This window comes from Pseudoduganella sp. R-34 (assembly GCF_049904655.1).
GTDB lineage: Bacteria > Pseudomonadota > Gammaproteobacteria > Burkholderiales > Burkholderiaceae_D > Rugamonas.
Map to the genome: position 1 here is coordinate 2,204,980 of NZ_CP184572.1, position 14,750 is coordinate 2,219,729.

Below are 14,750 nucleotides of genomic sequence, written 5' to 3' on the forward strand. Positions count from 1 at the left end.
CGAAACGCGTTGTCCTATCGCAACATTCTGAGAGAATTCTACCTGAATTTTTGTGTTAGGGTAATTCTCTACTCTTGTATTTCACACAAGTTACACGCAGTTACAAAGTTTCTTTCATTGAAAGCTTTACGGCGCGCCCAAGTTCGACTACCGACATGGCATAGAAATAACTTCGGTTGTACTTGGTGATAGAAAAGAAATTATTGCTGCCAACCCAGTACTCGGTCGGTTCTGGGCCGTTTTGCAGGTCAACCAGGCCGTACAGGCCCGGCGGCAGGTCGGCGTCCGGGTGCACGCCCGAGGCCAGCAGGTCGGCGCCGCTATATTGGGCTTCCAGTCCGGTGCCCAGGTATTTTTCCCAGCCGCGTTCGGGCGACACGGTTGCCGGATAGGCCAGCCGCGCCGGGTCGTCGCGCTTCCAGCCATGAGCAATCAGGAAATTGGCCACGCTGCCGATCGCGTCGGCTGGCGAATTGCGCAGGTCGACCTTGCCGTCGCCATCGAAGTCCACACCCAGCTTGTAGATATTGCTCGGCATGAATTGCGGCATGCCGACCGCGCCGGCGTAGGAACCGGTCAGCGATAGCGGGTCGATGCCGGTCTGGCGCGCCGAAACAATGGCTGCTTCCAGTTCGCCGCGGAAGAATTCCATGCGCGCTTCGCGGTTCGGCGTCAGCGGGTAGGAGAAGGCCAGGGTGGCCAGTACGTCGAGCACGCGGAACTTGCCCATGTCGCGGCCGTAGATGGTTTCCACGCCGATGATGCCGACGATGATTTCGGCCGGCACGCCATACAGCGCCTCGGCCCGTGCCAGTGTGTCGCGGTTGGCGCTCCAGAACTCGACGCCCGCATTGATGCGCTTGGGTTCGATGAAGCGGCTGCTGTAGGCTTGCCAGTTTTTCGGCTTGCCCGGCGGCGCCGGTTTCACCAGCTGCACCGCGGCGTCGATATAGCGCAATTCGAGAAACAGCTTTTCGGATTCGGCGATCGGCACGCCATGCTTCAGTTCCAGGTCGCCCATGAACTGCTGCACGTCCTTCCATTGGCCGAAGTTGACGAACTCGCCGCTGTAGTCAATGGCCGGTTTCTTTGGCGCCTTCTTGACCTTGGCCGGCTTGTGGATGGCGGCGTCGGCTACCGGCGCCAGTGCCAGGCCAAGGCAAGCCAGGGCCAGCATAGTGGTGGGGAATTTCTTTAAAAAAGTCATCGGCATTGCTTCAGCAAACTGTTCAGTCGTGCGACCGGGTTATCGTTTTGCGCCACCGGTGCGCCATATTTGAGCGCGCCGTACAGCTCCAGGAATCCTGTCATGGCCGCTATTTTCTCGCGGGGCAGGTTCAGCTGCCGCACGCGTTGGGCCAGGCCCAGCGGGCCTTCGTCCGGCGCCTTGTGCACGCCATGCCGCGCCAGCTGGCGGCAGAAGGCGAGGTAAGCAGCATCGACGGGGTCGCGCGCGCTTTCGCTGCGGCGGTTTTTGATCATCAGCCACAGCCCGGCGCACAGGGCCAATGCCGCAAGCAGGCGCCAGTCGCCAAAGGCGGTGGCTAGTTCTCTGAGGAAATCTTGCTGCCTGTTTGGATTGTAGTCGAGGATCCATTGATTCCAAGCATTATTCATCGCGCTGATGCCAAAACGCATCTGCGCCAGCCAGGAATCCTGGTCGCGCGCCAAGTCGGCCAGGCCTTGCAAGCCGAAAGGCGCTGCTTGCGGCAAGGTTTGCGCCAGGCTGGTGCGGATGCGTTCCGGCGCCACTGCGGCAGTCGGGTCGATGCGTGTCCAGCCGCGCTGGGGGCCCAGCCAGACTTCGCTCCAGGCGTGCGCATCGGACTGGCGCACCGTATAGTAGCCATCGACCGGATTGAGTTCGCCGCCCTGGTAACCGGTCACCACCCGGGCCGGCAGGCCGGCCGCCCGCATCACGTAGACGAAGGCGCTGGAATAGTGTTCGCAGAAGCCCTTGCGGGTATCGAACAGGAATTCGTCGATTTCATCGCGGCCCAGGCGGCCCGGCTCCAGCGTGTATTCGAAGCCTTTACGGAACATGTCCAGCACGGCAGCAATGGCGGCTTCGTCGCCGAGTTCGGCGCGCAGGGCCTGGATCTGCGCCGCATAGCGCAGCGTGCGCGGGTTGTAGCCTTTGGGAAGCTGCAGCCAGCGCCTCAGCGCCTGCGGCTCCAGGTCGGGTTGCGCGAGGTAATTCGGATGCGCCACGGAACTGTAGCGCAGGCGCTTGTCGCTGCTGGCCCGCACCAGTTGTTCCAGCTCGCCGGTATAGAACGTATCGCCATCGCTGGTCCTGGCGCCCGGTTCGCTCAGTTCCAGCATGAACAGGAACTGGCGGCGGCCCGGCTCCAGCGTCACCTCGTAGGGATAGGACGGCCCTTTCCAGGCCAGTTGCCTGGAAAGGCGCAACTGGGCGCTTGGAAGCAGCGCCTGGGCGATGCGGTTCCAGGTGCGGCCGTCGTAGTTGCTCATCACCGGGCCGCGCCAGTACAGCAGTGCTTTCGGCGGTGCGGCGCCCTTGAAGCTGGCGCGGAATGCCACCTCTTCTGACAGCGCCAGGCTGCTCATCGAGCCGGGCGACATGGTATCCGACATGCCGCTCTTGCCCGCCGCATCGCCCGGCAAGCCCCACAACGGCCCCTGGATGCGCGGGAATCCGACAAACAGCAGCATGCCCAGTGGCGCGGCGATGAGAAAAATGCGTCCGGCCAGCTTCAGGCGTGCGGCCAGCGGTGGCACGGCGCCGGTGAACTGGAAGGTAATCTGCGCCGACAGCAACACGATGATCGTGGCAATCATCGCCAGCGCCGTGAGAATCGATTGCGAGTAGAAGAAGTTGGTCAGCAGCAGGAAGAAGCAAAGGAAGATCACCACGAACAGGTCGCGCCGAGCATGCATTTCCAGCAGCTTGAAGGTCAACAGCAGGGCCAGCATGGTGACGCCCGGTTCGCGTCCCAGCAAGGAGCGGAAGGTCAGGTAGACGCCAGCCATGGCCAGCAGCGAGACCGGCAGCAGCAGCCACATGGGCGGCAGGCGGCTGCCGCGCAGCGTGATGGCGCCGCGCCAGGCCAGGGTCAGGCAGACCGCAGCCGAGGTCCACAGCGGCAGGTGGCCGAAGTGCGGCAGCAGAACCATCACGGCAGCCAGTAGCAGCAACAGGGTGTCGGCTTTGTCGCGTGTGAGGCGGTTGGCCATGCCGGTCAGGCGCGCAATCATGCACCCTCCTTGCCATATAAGGCGAGCACGCGCAGGCAGTCGGCGCAATGCGCCTCGCCCAGGCCTTGCGCGATCTGGCGGTGGCCAACGGTAAGGGCGTAGGGCAGGGCGCGCCGCTCCGCTTCCAGCACCCAGGCGGTCAGGCGTGACAAGCGTAGTTCAATATCGAGCTGCGGCGGCAGCGCGTTGAGGTCCAGCAGCAGGTCGGATACGGCGCCTCCTTCGAAATGCTTGCTGACCAGGTTGCCCCCATCGGCCGGGTGCAGGCGCGCAATCTGGCGCCAGGCCAGGTGGCGCATCGGGTCGCCCGGCTGGTAGTTGCGGATGCCGGAGAAATTATCCAGGCCCACGGTGCCGTGGCCGTCCTCGCGTGCAGCGCCGGTGGTCGGCAACGGCGGCGGCGCCACTTCCGGCTGCGGATAGACCAGTACTTTCAGGTCCGGTTGCCAGTACGACCAGGCGCCGAACAGGCCAAGCGGGAAGCGGGTGAACAGGCGCACGCGCGGCGCCGCCAGCCAGCCGCGTTCGGTGGTGGGGCGCGACAGCACGATCGCCGCGCTGCCTTTCGACGCGACATCGATCGACTGGCGCGGTTCGCCGTCTTCCTGGAAACCAAGCCAGATCGCGTAGCGGTCGCGCGGCGTGGCGTTACGCACCAGCAGTTCGAACTGGGCCTCGGCGCCGGCAAACACCGGCTGGGCACGGCCCGGCGACAAGTGCAGGAAGGCCAGGTTCTTGGCCGTCATGTACATGTCGACGATGGCGCAGGACCCGGTGAAGAAGGTCAGCACGAAGCCCAGGCCAAGGGTGTAGTTGATGGAGCCGATCAGCATGATCAGCAGCAGGCCGATAAAAGCCAGGCCGGGCCTGGTCGGCAGGATGAACACGCGGCGCATCACCAACTGCACCTCGCCCGGTTCCCTTTCCTTCAACTGGAAGATCCAGCCCCTGAGCCATCTCTGCGTTGCAGCAAACATGGACTTAAACAGGTACGGATTTCTGCAGCTGCAGCACCAGGTCGCGGCTGGCCATCGCGGTGCCGTGCGAAGACTTGAGCGGGCGCAGGCGGTGCGCGCAGACCGGCACCAGCACGGCTTGCACGTCTTCCGGCATGACGTGGTCGCGGCCTTCCAGCGCGGCCCAGGCACGCGCCGCCTGCAGCAGGGCCAGCGCGGCGCGCGGGCTCAGGCCTTCGGCAAAGAAGCCGCTCTGGCGCGAAGCCTGCGCCAGCGCCTGGACGTAGTCGATCAGGGCCGGCGAGGCATGGATCTGGCGCAGCGACTGCTGTGCTGCAAAGAGTTCGGCCGGCGTCATGGCCGGCGCCAGGTGCTTGAGCATCCGGCGGCGGTCTTCGCCCATCAGCAGCGCGCGTTCGGCGGCAGCGTCGGGGTAGCCGAGCGAAATGCACATCAGGAAGCGGTCCAGCTGCGATTCCGGCAGGGGGAAAGTGCCGACCTGGTGGGTCGGGTTCTGCGTCGCGATCACGAAGAACGGTTCGGGCAGGGGACGGGTCACGCCATCGGCCGAAACCTGGCGCTCTTCCATCGCCTCCAGCAGGCCGGACTGGGTCTTCGGCGTGGCGCGGTTGATTTCGTCGGCCAGCAGCACTTGCGTGAAGATCGGGCCTGGATGGAAGCTGAAAGCATTCAGCTCGCGTTCATAGATCGAAATGCCGGCCACGTCGGCCGGCAGCAGGTCGCTGGTGAACTGGATGCGGTTGAACTGCAGGCCCAGCGACAGCGCCAGGGCGTGCGACAACGTGGTCTTGCCGACGCCGGGCAAGTCTTCCAATAAGAGGTGGCCGCCGGCCAGCAGGCAGGTCAGGGACTGGCGCACTTGCAATTCCTTGCCGACGATGACCTGGCCAACCTGGCGTGCTACGGCGTGTAATTTGGTATACATGGTTTTGGTACGTGTTTTGGTGGACCTGCCGCCGCGTGGTAGATTAGTCGCATTCTATGCGAGAACGCGATTCATGAGCACAGCAATTTACAGCCATCCCGACTGCCGGCGCCACGAAATGGGCGATTGGCATCCAGAATGCCCGGCGCGCCTGCAAGCCATTGCCGACCAGTTGATCAACGCCCACATCGACGACCTGCTGGAACACCGCGAAGCCCCGCTGGCCGAGGAAGCTTCCATCGCACGCAACCACACTGCCAACGCCATCGCCCTCGTGCGCGACCACCTGCCGGCTGCCGGCGACTACTACCCGATCGATGGCGACACTTCGCTCAACGCGCATAGCTGGAACTCGGCGCGGCGCGCGGCCGGCGCCGCGATTGCGGCCACCGATGCCGTGATTGACGGCGAAATCGACAATGCCTTCTGCGCCGTGCGCCCGCCGGGCCACCACGCGCGGCCGACCGAGCCGATGGGCTTCTGCCTGTTCAACAATGTGGCAATCGCCGTCAAGCATGCGCTCGACGTGCGCGGCCTGGAGCGCGTGGCGGTGGTCGATTTCGATGTCCATCACGGCAACGGCACCGAAGAAGCGCTGCTCGACGAGCCGCGCGCGCTGATGGTGAGCTTCTTCCAGCATCCCTTCTATCCGTATTGCGAAGTGCTGCCGGAGACGCCGAACCGCGTCAACGTGCCGGTGCCGGCCGGTTCCAAGGGCGACACGGTGCGCGCGCTGGTGCAGGAAAAGTGGCTGCCGGCGCTGCACGCGTTCAAGCCGCAGATGATCTTCATCTCCGCCGGCTTCGATGCCCACCGCGAGGACGACCTGGGCGGCATGGGCCTGGTGGAAGCCGATTACGCCTGGATGACGCAGCAAGTGATGGAGGTCGCGCGCCAGCACGCGCAAGGCCGCATCGTGAGCTGCCTGGAAGGCGGCTACAACCTGTCGGCCCTGGGCCGCAGCGTGGTGGCCCACGTAAAGGCCCTGGCCGAGATCTGACATGCTGTCGCTGCTGCTCGCGCTGGCCGGTGCCAGCGCTTTCCCCTATGAGTCGCTGGCCACCCCGGCCAGTTGCACCGTGCCCGAGTGGCCGCGCGAAGCCGTGCGCTACGAAATCGAAGGCACCACCACGCTGCAGTTCCAGGTCGGGCCCGACGGCGCCGTGCGCAATGCGCATGTGAAGCAGGGCAGCGGCTGGAGCATCCTGGACCAGGCGGCGCTGGCGGGCCTGGCGCGCTGCCGCTTCAAGCCCGGCCTGCTGGCGGCGCGCGAAGGCACGGTGTTCCCGCTGCAGTATGCGTGGACGCTGGAAGGCCCGGCGCCATTGCGGCCGGTTCTGATCCCGGGGAGCTGCAAGGCGGAGCCCCACATCGCCGGCTACGCCAACTTCGACCAGCAGGCGGAACTTCGCGCCGGCGTCAAGGTACGCTTCCTGGTCGGTTCCGACGGTGTGCCGCGCAATATCATTCCCGAACCGGGGCGCTATGCCCCACAGGTGGTGCGTGACGCAGTTGCCTACGTCGCCGGCTGCCGCTTCGGCATTGCACCTGGCGCCAGCGGCGAGCGCACCGATACCTCGTTTGGCAGGGTGCTGCTGAAGTAATCGTGCTATCAGCCGACCGAGGCGTTGGAGCTGCCAATCAGCTTGCATCCGCACTCAGTTTCGCAACCTTCCACCGCTACGGGAATTCCGCCGACTGTCAGTGACTCGTGGGCGGTGATGATCTTGTTGATCCCGTGTGGCTTGCCGCCCGGGTAGTGGTCCGGACAATCGACTGCGTCGCCTAGCCGTGCAATGGCCTTGCCGGCGATGTCGTGATCAGGCGAACCACTAATGACTTTGCCGTCATGGCTGGTTTTGTCGCCCACAGTGATGATTACTAAAGACATACTTCCCTTTCGAGGAGAACAGAACGCTTTTCCCGGACCGCATTGCTCGGGACGTGACGTGATCGCTGCATAGCTTGTTCAGCGGCATTGGGAGAGATATTTTGTCAGATGAGCGTAGGCCGCCGGAGGGTAGCCATGCATTCGGTGCGACAAGGTGATTTCAATGTGGGTCAATTTAGCTGACCTGCGCATCGGCAGCATCCATTAGGTGCCACGTCAAATCCGTTGCTGGCAGGTCTAGCAGCCAGTCTTTGTCCGCTTGCGGGAAAGGCTGGCCTGCTGTGAGCCATGCCTGTCGCCAAGACTGATTGACGATGCTACTCAAAGCGTGATCTGGGTGCACCCACGGTTGCCATGTGCCGGTGGCAGGACAAAGATCCTTGGCTGCGGCTGATTGGGCAAGAGGAAGCGGGGCGGTACGCGTAAGTCCGCTTGCCGCGCGTGGTGCGACCGAAGAGTGGTCGTGGCGGATGATGTCCCAACGTTCCCATACCACGTCGCTGATCAAACGCCCGCCACCATTTGGCTGATAGAAGCGTTCGAAGGGCTCGTCCTGCAAGTACAGGCCTGGCGGGATAGCTGCCAGCGCTGCCTGGATCGTGGCATCCTGACCTGGCGCGGTAGGTTGCCAGTAGGCCGGAGCGGGCGCCAGCACTGCTGGGGCCTTGACTTCAGACTTGCGCAGCGTGAATTCGGCAGCCACGAAGTGTCGGCCTTTGAGTTGGGCCGCTGCGCTTGGTGGTGGTGCAACTGGTGGTGGATTCACACCCATCGCAGCTTTCAGCAAGGATTCTTTCTTGCCGTCCCAAGGAGGGAGTTTAGCCGGAGGCAGTGGCAAAATCTTGTCGAGGTTGGGGAACCGTCGATTGGAATTAAAGCTCAACGCCCTACTGAGCGTCCTGTAGCGCTCCGCTCGGGATATATCGATATAAGGGGCGATTGCGTCTGCTTTGTTCTGTTGTTGCTTGAATTCGACCGACAAATCCCTGGCACAATTTACACATCCAAGCTTGACACCCTCATGCAAGGTTTTAAGCGCGCGTGCTTTCTCCTCGGGCGTGCCATCACCGATGACTTTGCCGTCTGGAGCTCGGGTTTTTGCGTACAGATAGTGCAATTCATAAGCTGCTTGTCCGTGGCCTTGGCCAAATGCGCATTCCAGCATCTTTATCGCGACTGGATAATTTGCCCAGAATCCCTCGGCAGGGTTATCCCAAGTTGCACTTATTTTTTCACCCAAGAAGGTCATTGCTTGAGGATTGCCCATCTCGGCTGCGCGCTGGAGGTAGGCGTACGCCTTGGTCGCGTCACCATTGACTCCTGTCGCATTCAGATAAAACGTACCCATGCGGTCGTAGGCTGCAGGAATGCCGAGTCGCATGGCGTCTTTTACAAGCTTGACCGCGTCTTGCGCATTATGAGACGGATCGCGATTCTCCAAGTAAAGACTGGCCAGATTGAGCATGGCCTTCCAGTGATGCCGCTCGGCTGCTTGCCGCGTCAGCGTAACAATTGTCTTGTAGTCTCGGTCATCTACATAGATGGATGGATCCTCTAGCGCTTGGGCTTCTAAAAACCATGCGTCTGCCTGTGCATCGATTGACGGAACTTTGTCAGCTTCGACAGTGCAATTGAAATCAGGGCGGTGTGGGTTGAACAGTGGTAGTTCTTCGTCTAGAGGATGACTGTCATTGGTCATTTTGCAGGCAGTTAGGGGTAAGCAAAAAAAGGCAGCTATTGCGGCACGTGGCAATAAACTTCGAAGGTCATTTAAATGTCGCATATCTAGCCATATCGAGTGGTTGAACTGCGATTGTCTGTCAAAGGTAGTAAGAAGCCGGTCATGCCCTTCCGGTCTTTTTTCATTCGTCGATTCATTTGCATTAACTTTTCCCATTTGTCAAATGCGTCGCCAATATCCGCGACAGAGCCGGTTCCACCGCTGATCAGTCCACCGCTATGCATCTTGAATATACGCTGCCTCAGTTCCGTCGCGTGTCGCGGGTCGTCGCTCGCGATATTGATCTCGCTGTCGACCGCCATGCTGCGCTGGTTCAAGTTGGCGCTGCCCAACGTGAAGAAACTGTCGTCAACTAACAGCAGCTTTGAATGGATATAGATTTCGCGATAGCGCCAATGACCTTTGTCGACGCCGCTTGTTTGTAACATGGCAGTGCTCACCTTTAGGCCGAATTGATCTTCCAACATTTTCAGACTAGGCTTGCTGATTGTATTCGCATACTGCACCACTTCAGGCGGCGGGGCCGGGCCTATGTCGCGGGCGCCGGCACGGGTGACTACGATATGGCGTTTTGGGTTTTCATTGGCGTCTTTGATCAGCTTGCCTTGACCGGTCATGCCATCTTGTTGACCGAGTACGGCAAGGGTGTCGTAGGTGCGGGGAACCATCTGCGCGCGTTCTGGAGTCGGGATGACGATGAATACATGCATGAGGGGCATTTCTTCCATGCTTTTGCCGGCTTTTGCGCGAGCCCGGTTCCAGGATGCGACCACGCTTTTGCGCTTTTCGATCAGCCGGCGCGACCAGTCTTCGTACTGAAAATACTGGTTCTCCATATACAAATAGCCACCGCCGAGGGCGGCGATGTCGGTGGCCTGGAAATAGACCTCTTTGATCGTCATGTCACCATTTTCTTCGGGTTGGGTGCGTACGATCTGGACGGTAGAATCGTCGGGCCGTGCCGGGCGCGCCAAGCGGGCGGGCGGGGCACTGCAGCCATCTTGCCAGCTCGTGCAGGCGCGTTCCGCTGCGCGCGTTCGGTCGTCAACGGCGCGATCCCAAGCAGTGACAAAATTCTTGTAAAGGCAGTGCAAGGCAGCGCCTTCAACTCGGCATGCGTAGTCCTGGTAGGGCTTTAGCGTGGCAAAGCCTTGGTCAGGATTAACTATTGCAGTGCCGTCGGCAGCGCTAAGTTGCACGGCCTCCTCGGCTTCTTTCTCGCCCCCACATTCGCGGCGAGAGTCTTCCAGCAAGTGTGCCGTGGTACACCAGTAGTCGGTGACGGAGTTGAGGCCCATAACGTATCCGACGGCTTTCGCCCCCTCATTGTGGGCGTAATCGATCAGGATCGGTTTCTGGTGGTGGGTGCCGCCGTGCACCAGGAGCGCACGTTCGACTTCGCCATCGCGCAGCCTGCCGGGTTTCAGCCTTTCCATGCCAAGGGCGGAGTTGATGGCACTCGCATCTCCTGTACGGACCCGAACTTTAATCAGGCCCAGCAAGCCATGCATCGCCGCCTTGTACCAGCTGCAGCAATATTCGGTGCGAGCATCGGAGTGAATGTTCTCCTGCTTGAGTCTGCTGAAGAAGCCGGGGTCCTTCTGCGCAGCCTGGCGCCGCGCCAGGCTATTTGCAGCGCTAAAGTGTTCCCTGTCGACCCGGTCATCGGTCCAGGGATCATTATCGTGTGAATAGCCCGGCATGTTTTTTTGCAGCCAACTTCCAATGGTGTCGTGCCAAATTAGCAGACGAACTGTGACGCCACGTTTGGCCGCCGCGATTAGCAGGTCGCCGTAGGTAGGTCCTCGTGGCCAGGTTTTCCCCGTGCGCACCAGTTCCATGCCGGGGTCGAAGCCCCAGCACACCAGGTCGATGCTCTGTTGGGCGGCTGCGATTTCTGCTGCGATGTCGGCGAACCCTTCCTGGCCGCAGATGAACAACTTAAGTTGATTGTTGTGCGTGATCGGATGGCTTGCCGCGCCTTTTTTGTTGCGATTTTCGGCAAACCATTGCACTGAACCATTGGCGGTGCGGTTTGTTTCGCAAATGTGCGAGGTTTCAGTTCGTTTGATCGGATCGGTCATGAATTGCTTGAATTACTCTGTCAGATGGTGCCGGTTTAAACATAGGTGCGGCTTTGCGCTTCGCCGTCGAGGGCGCGTGAACCGCGATTGGAAAGCGTTTGTTCCGCATGGGCGGCGTCGCCCGCCTGGGCCAATTGCTCTCTGACGGCCACCACGAACTCTTCGCCGGTCGGCAGTTTGACTTTATATTGCGGCGTTCCTGGCTCGTGATCGATGACGATGCGGCCGAACTCGTCGCTGAGGCCATCCTCGACCTTGGCGTCGCCCTTGTACAGCTCGTAGGGGACGTTGGCGAAAGGCCGCCCGCCGGCGCGCGATCGAATGGTGTAGTGCAATTGCTCTGGTGTGGGCTTGAGGTCCTTGTCAACCAAGGTTGGCGGTGTCGCGTTTTGCGGCCCCACGAGGCTATGTTTTGCGGCGTGGGCGACGAAGTCCCCATTGGTACCATGCTCAATGCCACCGGCTTTATAGATGCTGTAGCTACCCCCGCCGATGATTTTCAGTTCTTCCTTGGCACTGATGGTGATGCGATTGGCAGTCATGCTGATATCGAGTTTGGCGAGCATGTGGATGTTGTGCTTCAGTGCCTGAATGTCGATATCGCCGCTGTAGGCTAGCAGTTTCATGCCCAAGTTCTCGACGAAGAGGCGGAAAGTCTGTTTGACGCTGGCGAACAGGCTGCCGCCGCTGGCGAGCGACAAGTTTTTGCCGGTCGTCAAGGCGGTATCCTGGTCGCTGGCGATGTGCGTGGACTGGGCGGTTGTTGTTGCGATGCCAGCGGGGCTGGCCAGCACCAGCAAGGGCTTGCTCAGTTCCGGGAAGGGGCCACTGCCACCCCGGATGGCGTCGTTTTGCTGCTGGATGCCAGCCGCCACGATGGCTTGTTGCTGTGCTTCCTGGGCACCAGCCTGCTGCGCCAGGTCAGCCAGCGCGGCATGGTTTTCGCTCGCCACGTCCAGTCGCCGGGCGGATTCACCCATGTCCTTCACAGTGCCGCGCGCGCGCTCGCGCGCTTCGGTCGAAACCAACATGCCGAGACCGGCCCGGATCACGCCCCAAGCACCGGTGGCGAGTTCAAACCCTTCGCCACGCGTATCTTTGCGTCCGGCATTGTCTTCGATGCGGGTGATCTTGCCGAGGCTGAGTTGGCTGTGCTGGTGATCGCTCTTGAGCTGGGCTTGGATGTTCTGGTTGGTGTCATCGAGGATCAGATGGTTGCTGCGTCCGCCGGCCTGATTGCCGCCGCCCGGTGCCAGCTCGCGGCTGCGCATGCCGGTCAGCGCTTGTTGTTCGGGCAGCTTCCACGCCGGCATATTGTCCTGGTTGCTGACGGCTCCCATGATGATGGGGCGGTCAGGTGAACCATCCAGCCACTGCACGACGACTTCGCTGCCGACCCTTGGCGTTGCGGGGCTGCCCAGTTGGCTGCCTGCCCATGGATTGACGACCCTGATCCAGGCCGAGCTGCGGTCGTCGTGCTGGCCAATCCGGTCCCAATGGAATTGCACGCGGACCCGTCCAAATTCGTCGACGTGGATGCTGTCGTTTCCGTTTGGCCCGACCACCGTCGCTGTCTGTGGCGCAAAGATTTTGGTGTCGATGCTGTTGAAGCTGCGTCCTGGCCGCCATGGAATCATCTTGCGGATGCAGCTCAGGCTATTTGCATACTCGACGGCGTACTCAGGCTCTTGCAAGTAATTATTGGTGGCTATGTGGCGAACCTGAAGAACCAGGAACTCGTTCTGGTTCGAGGTGGCGTTGCCGAAATCCGCAGTGTCATCGAAATGGCCGGTCAAATGGAAGGCGCGACCAGGCATCATGAAGCGGTTGTTACCAGCACCGTCAAAGTGCTTGCCAAGCGCTTCCATCTCTTGCATGCGCAAGGTTGCCAGACCATCGCCGTCCTGGTCTTTGAACCCGTAAGCGCCGGTGTATTCGTAAGATTCGATATCCAGCACCGAGCCTTGCTTGTTCAAGGTGGGAGCAGTGCTTTGCATTTGCGGGCTTTGCAAAGGGTTCTTGAAATCGTACTGGGACAAGCGGACGCTGCCCGGCATAACCTGGCGTGTGGGCGACCATTCGCCTATGCCGTCTTCTTCGGTGGCGCCGCCGTGGCGCTGGAAGGGGGCACTGCCGCTGCCGTCGATGGGGGCGGCAGCCGTGGAGTCGTCCGTCAGGATCAGCTTATGCCCGGTGCTGCTGTGCTCATACCAGTAAAGCAGGCCAGCAGCCTCCCATCGGCGGCTGAGGTAATTGTGGTCGCTTTCGGCAAACTGGCAGGCGTCTGTCATTTGCGGATCCATTCCGGCGACGCGCCAGTCCCAGTCGGGGAGGGCACCGTAGCTGCCCAGGATGGTTTCTGTCTGGCCGTGCAGGTTCTTGTTGTGGAAGAGGTAACTATTCTTACGCAGGCTCAGGTATTTCAGCCAGGGACCGAGCTGAGCCTCGTAAAATGCCACCGCTCCGTCGGTCCGCTTCAGGCGGAATGCAAAGCAGTAACCTGTGAAATAGCGCAGAGTGCCATCGCCCCTGACCAATTCGATGCAAAGGAGCTTTCCTTGAAGTTGTTTGAGTTCCAGGGTGGCGCTGCCTGAGAGGAGTTCGACAGTAAATTCGAAGTCCCGCGACAGGCCCTCGTCCGCGTCGAGGCGGTTTACCAGCAGTTGCGCGGCAGGGCCGTCTTTATGCGGGAAAGCCAGGCGCAAAATACGGTTGTGTTGAGGGGTACTAATGAGTTCCCTGAAACTCTGGATGAACTTACTCATGCATTTTCGGCCCAACCACGAAGGATTGGTGTTGCAAATTGACAATAGTTACAAACTTTACCACATTATCAAAAATCTTCGGGATGGGCAGCGGGCAATCGTGTGAGCCCAAGTGTATGTGGGTAAAAGGCTGTGGCGCCATGTAAAATAGCGGATTGTTTATTCGATTTTTAGGGCAAGAGCATGTCTATCCAATGGTTCCCCGGGCATATGAACGCCGCCAAGAAAAAGGCGGCGGAACAGATGGCCGACGTCGACGTCGTCATCGAAGTGGTTGACGCGCGCCTGCCTGCGGCCAGCTGCAATCCTCTTGTGGAAGAGCTGCGCAAATTCCGCTCGCGCCCTTGCCTGAAGATCCTGAACAAGATCGACCTGGCCGATCCCGATGCCACCGCGGCCTGGATTCGCCATTTCGAGCAGGACAAGACCGTCACTGCCTACGCGATGACGACCAAGAAGCCGTCCGACGTAGCCAAGGTGATCGCCAAGGCGCGCAAGCTGGCGCCGCACCGCAATGAGCCGACCAAGCCATTGCGCATGATGATCATGGGAATTCCCAACGTCGGCAAGTCGACCCTGATGAACGCGCTGCTCAAGCGCCGCGTGGCGAAGGTGGGCGACGAGCCGGCCGTCACCAAGCAGCAGCAGAAGATCTACCTGGATATGGAAACGGTGCTGATCGATACGCCGGGCCTGCTGTGGCCGAAGATCGAGATGCCGTCCGACGGCATGGCGCTGGCGGCCTCGCACGCGATCGGCGCCAACGCGCTGATCGAGGAAGAAGTGGCGGTTTGGCTGGCGGAAGAACTGTTGAAGCGCTATCCGGAATTGCTCAAGGCGCGCTACAAGGCCGACGTGTCGGCGATGGATGGCGTGGCGCTGATCGAACGCGTGGCGCAATTGCGCAGCTACCGCTTGAAGGGCGGCGACTGGGATTTCGAGAAGGCGTCGCATATGCTGCTGCAGGATTACCGCAGCGGCGCACTGGGTCGCATTTCGCTGGAAACTCCTGTGACCCGCGCCGAAGCGCTGGCAGTCCACGCGGAGGCCGAGCGCATTAAGGCGGAAGAGGCGGAGCGCAAGGCCGCCGAGAAGGAAGCCGAGCGCATGAAGGGCAAGCGCGGGACCTGAAACCGGTAAACCCGGGT

Annotated in this window: 11 protein-coding genes; 3 read left to right on the forward strand and 8 right to left on the reverse strand. The window is 61.0% G+C overall.

Going from position 1 to position 14,750, the window contains the following annotated elements; all coding sequences use genetic code 11:
• Nucleotides 1-100: 100 nt before the first annotated feature.
• From mltB to ACN9MW_RS10190, 4 genes are read right to left on the reverse strand one after another with little or no spacing between them, the layout of a single operon-like run.
• Nucleotides 101-1,213, reverse strand: coding sequence for a lytic murein transglycosylase B (gene mltB, locus ACN9MW_RS10175; protein WP_426170442.1), 1,113 nt, complete (start codon nt 1,211-1,213; stop codon nt 101-103).
• Nucleotides 1,204-3,219 carry a transglutaminase TgpA family protein gene (locus ACN9MW_RS10180; RefSeq protein WP_426170443.1) on the reverse strand — a complete coding sequence of 672 codons (2,016 nt, stop codon included), beginning with the start codon at nt 3,217-3,219 and terminating at the stop codon, nt 1,204-1,206. Before ACN9MW_RS10180 ends, mltB begins: the two co-directional genes overlap by 10 nt.
• On the reverse strand, nt 3,216-4,151 hold the full coding sequence (locus tag ACN9MW_RS10185; protein WP_426170444.1) for a DUF58 domain-containing protein: 936 nt from the start codon (nt 4,149-4,151) through the stop codon (nt 3,216-3,218). The genes ACN9MW_RS10180 and ACN9MW_RS10185 overlap by 4 nt, the downstream gene beginning before the upstream one ends.
• A gap of 49 nt (nt 4,152-4,200) precedes the next feature.
• Nucleotides 4,201-5,121 (reverse strand): AAA family ATPase, encoded by a 921-nt coding sequence (locus tag ACN9MW_RS10190; protein WP_426170445.1) that lies wholly within the window; start codon nt 5,119-5,121, stop codon nt 4,201-4,203.
• Nucleotides 5,122-5,194: 73 nt separating this feature from the next.
• Here ACN9MW_RS10190 and ACN9MW_RS10195 point away from each other — a divergent pair, with 73 nt between their 5' ends.
• Nucleotides 5,195-6,121 carry a histone deacetylase family protein gene (locus ACN9MW_RS10195; protein ID WP_426170446.1) on the forward strand — a complete coding sequence of 309 codons (927 nt, stop codon included), beginning with the start codon at nt 5,195-5,197 and terminating at the stop codon, nt 6,119-6,121.
• A gap of 1 nt (nt 6,122) precedes the next feature.
• Nucleotides 6,123-6,725, forward strand: a complete 603-nt coding sequence (locus tag ACN9MW_RS10200) for an energy transducer TonB (RefSeq protein WP_426170447.1) — start codon at nt 6,123-6,125, stop codon at nt 6,723-6,725.
• 8 nt (nt 6,726-6,733) lie between these two features.
• On the opposite strand, the gene ACN9MW_RS10205 is transcribed toward ACN9MW_RS10200, so the two are convergent.
• The 4 genes from ACN9MW_RS10205 to ACN9MW_RS10220 all read right to left on the reverse strand — a co-directional run bounded on the left by ACN9MW_RS10205 (nt 6,734) and on the right by ACN9MW_RS10220 (nt 13,602).
• The gene (locus ACN9MW_RS10205) at nt 6,734-7,012 is read right to left on the reverse strand and encodes a PAAR domain-containing protein (RefSeq protein ID WP_426170448.1); all 279 of its coding nucleotides are present in this window, start codon (nt 7,010-7,012) and stop codon (nt 6,734-6,736) included.
• A 175-nt stretch (nt 7,013-7,187) separates the two neighbouring features.
• Entirely contained in the window at nt 7,188-8,909 is a 1,722-nt protein-coding gene (locus ACN9MW_RS10210; protein ID WP_426170449.1) for a tetratricopeptide repeat protein, read from the reverse strand.
• Nucleotides 8,798-10,837, reverse strand: coding sequence for a phospholipase D-like domain-containing protein (locus ACN9MW_RS10215; RefSeq protein WP_426170450.1), 2,040 nt, complete (start codon nt 10,835-10,837; stop codon nt 8,798-8,800). The genes ACN9MW_RS10210 and ACN9MW_RS10215 overlap by 112 nt, the downstream gene beginning before the upstream one ends.
• Nucleotides 10,838-10,872: 35 nt before the next feature.
• Entirely contained in the window at nt 10,873-13,602 is a 2,730-nt protein-coding gene (locus ACN9MW_RS10220) for a type VI secretion system Vgr family protein (RefSeq protein ID WP_426170451.1), read from the reverse strand.
• Between the two features lie 183 nt (nt 13,603-13,785).
• Here ACN9MW_RS10220 and ylqF point away from each other — a divergent pair, with 183 nt between their 5' ends.
• The gene (gene ylqF / locus ACN9MW_RS10225) at nt 13,786-14,733 is read left to right on the forward strand and encodes a ribosome biogenesis GTPase YlqF (RefSeq protein WP_426170453.1); all 948 of its coding nucleotides are present in this window, start codon (nt 13,786-13,788) and stop codon (nt 14,731-14,733) included.
• Nucleotides 14,734-14,750 lie beyond the last annotated feature (17 nt).

Excerpts from the sequence above, each read along its gene's own strand:
- ACN9MW_RS10200 (WP_426170447.1), top strand. The coding sequence starts at position 6,123 with ATGCTGTCGCTGCTGCTCGCGCTGGCCGGTGCCAGCGCTTTCCCCTAT.
- ACN9MW_RS10195 (WP_426170446.1), top strand. The coding sequence starts at position 5,195 with ATGAGCACAGCAATTTACAGCCATCCCGACTGCCGGCGCCACGAAATG.
- ACN9MW_RS10190 (WP_426170445.1), bottom strand. The coding sequence starts at position 5,121 with ATGTATACCAAATTACACGCCGTAGCACGCCAGGTTGGCCAGGTCATC.
- ACN9MW_RS10215 (WP_426170450.1), bottom strand. The coding sequence starts at position 10,837 with ATGACCGATCCGATCAAACGAACTGAAACCTCGCACATTTGCGAAACA.
- ACN9MW_RS10180 (WP_426170443.1), bottom strand. The coding sequence starts at position 3,219 with ATGATTGCGCGCCTGACCGGCATGGCCAACCGCCTCACACGCGACAAA.
- ACN9MW_RS10205 (WP_426170448.1), bottom strand. The coding sequence starts at position 7,012 with ATGTCTTTAGTAATCATCACTGTGGGCGACAAAACCAGCCATGACGGC.
- ACN9MW_RS10210 (WP_426170449.1), bottom strand. The coding sequence starts at position 8,909 with ATGGGAAAAGTTAATGCAAATGAATCGACGAATGAAAAAAGACCGGAA.
- ylqF (WP_426170453.1), top strand. The coding sequence starts at position 13,786 with ATGTCTATCCAATGGTTCCCCGGGCATATGAACGCCGCCAAGAAAAAG.
- ACN9MW_RS10220 (WP_426170451.1), bottom strand. The coding sequence starts at position 13,602 with ATGAGTAAGTTCATCCAGAGTTTCAGGGAACTCATTAGTACCCCTCAA.
- mltB (WP_426170442.1), bottom strand. The coding sequence starts at position 1,213 with ATGCCGATGACTTTTTTAAAGAAATTCCCCACCACTATGCTGGCCCTG.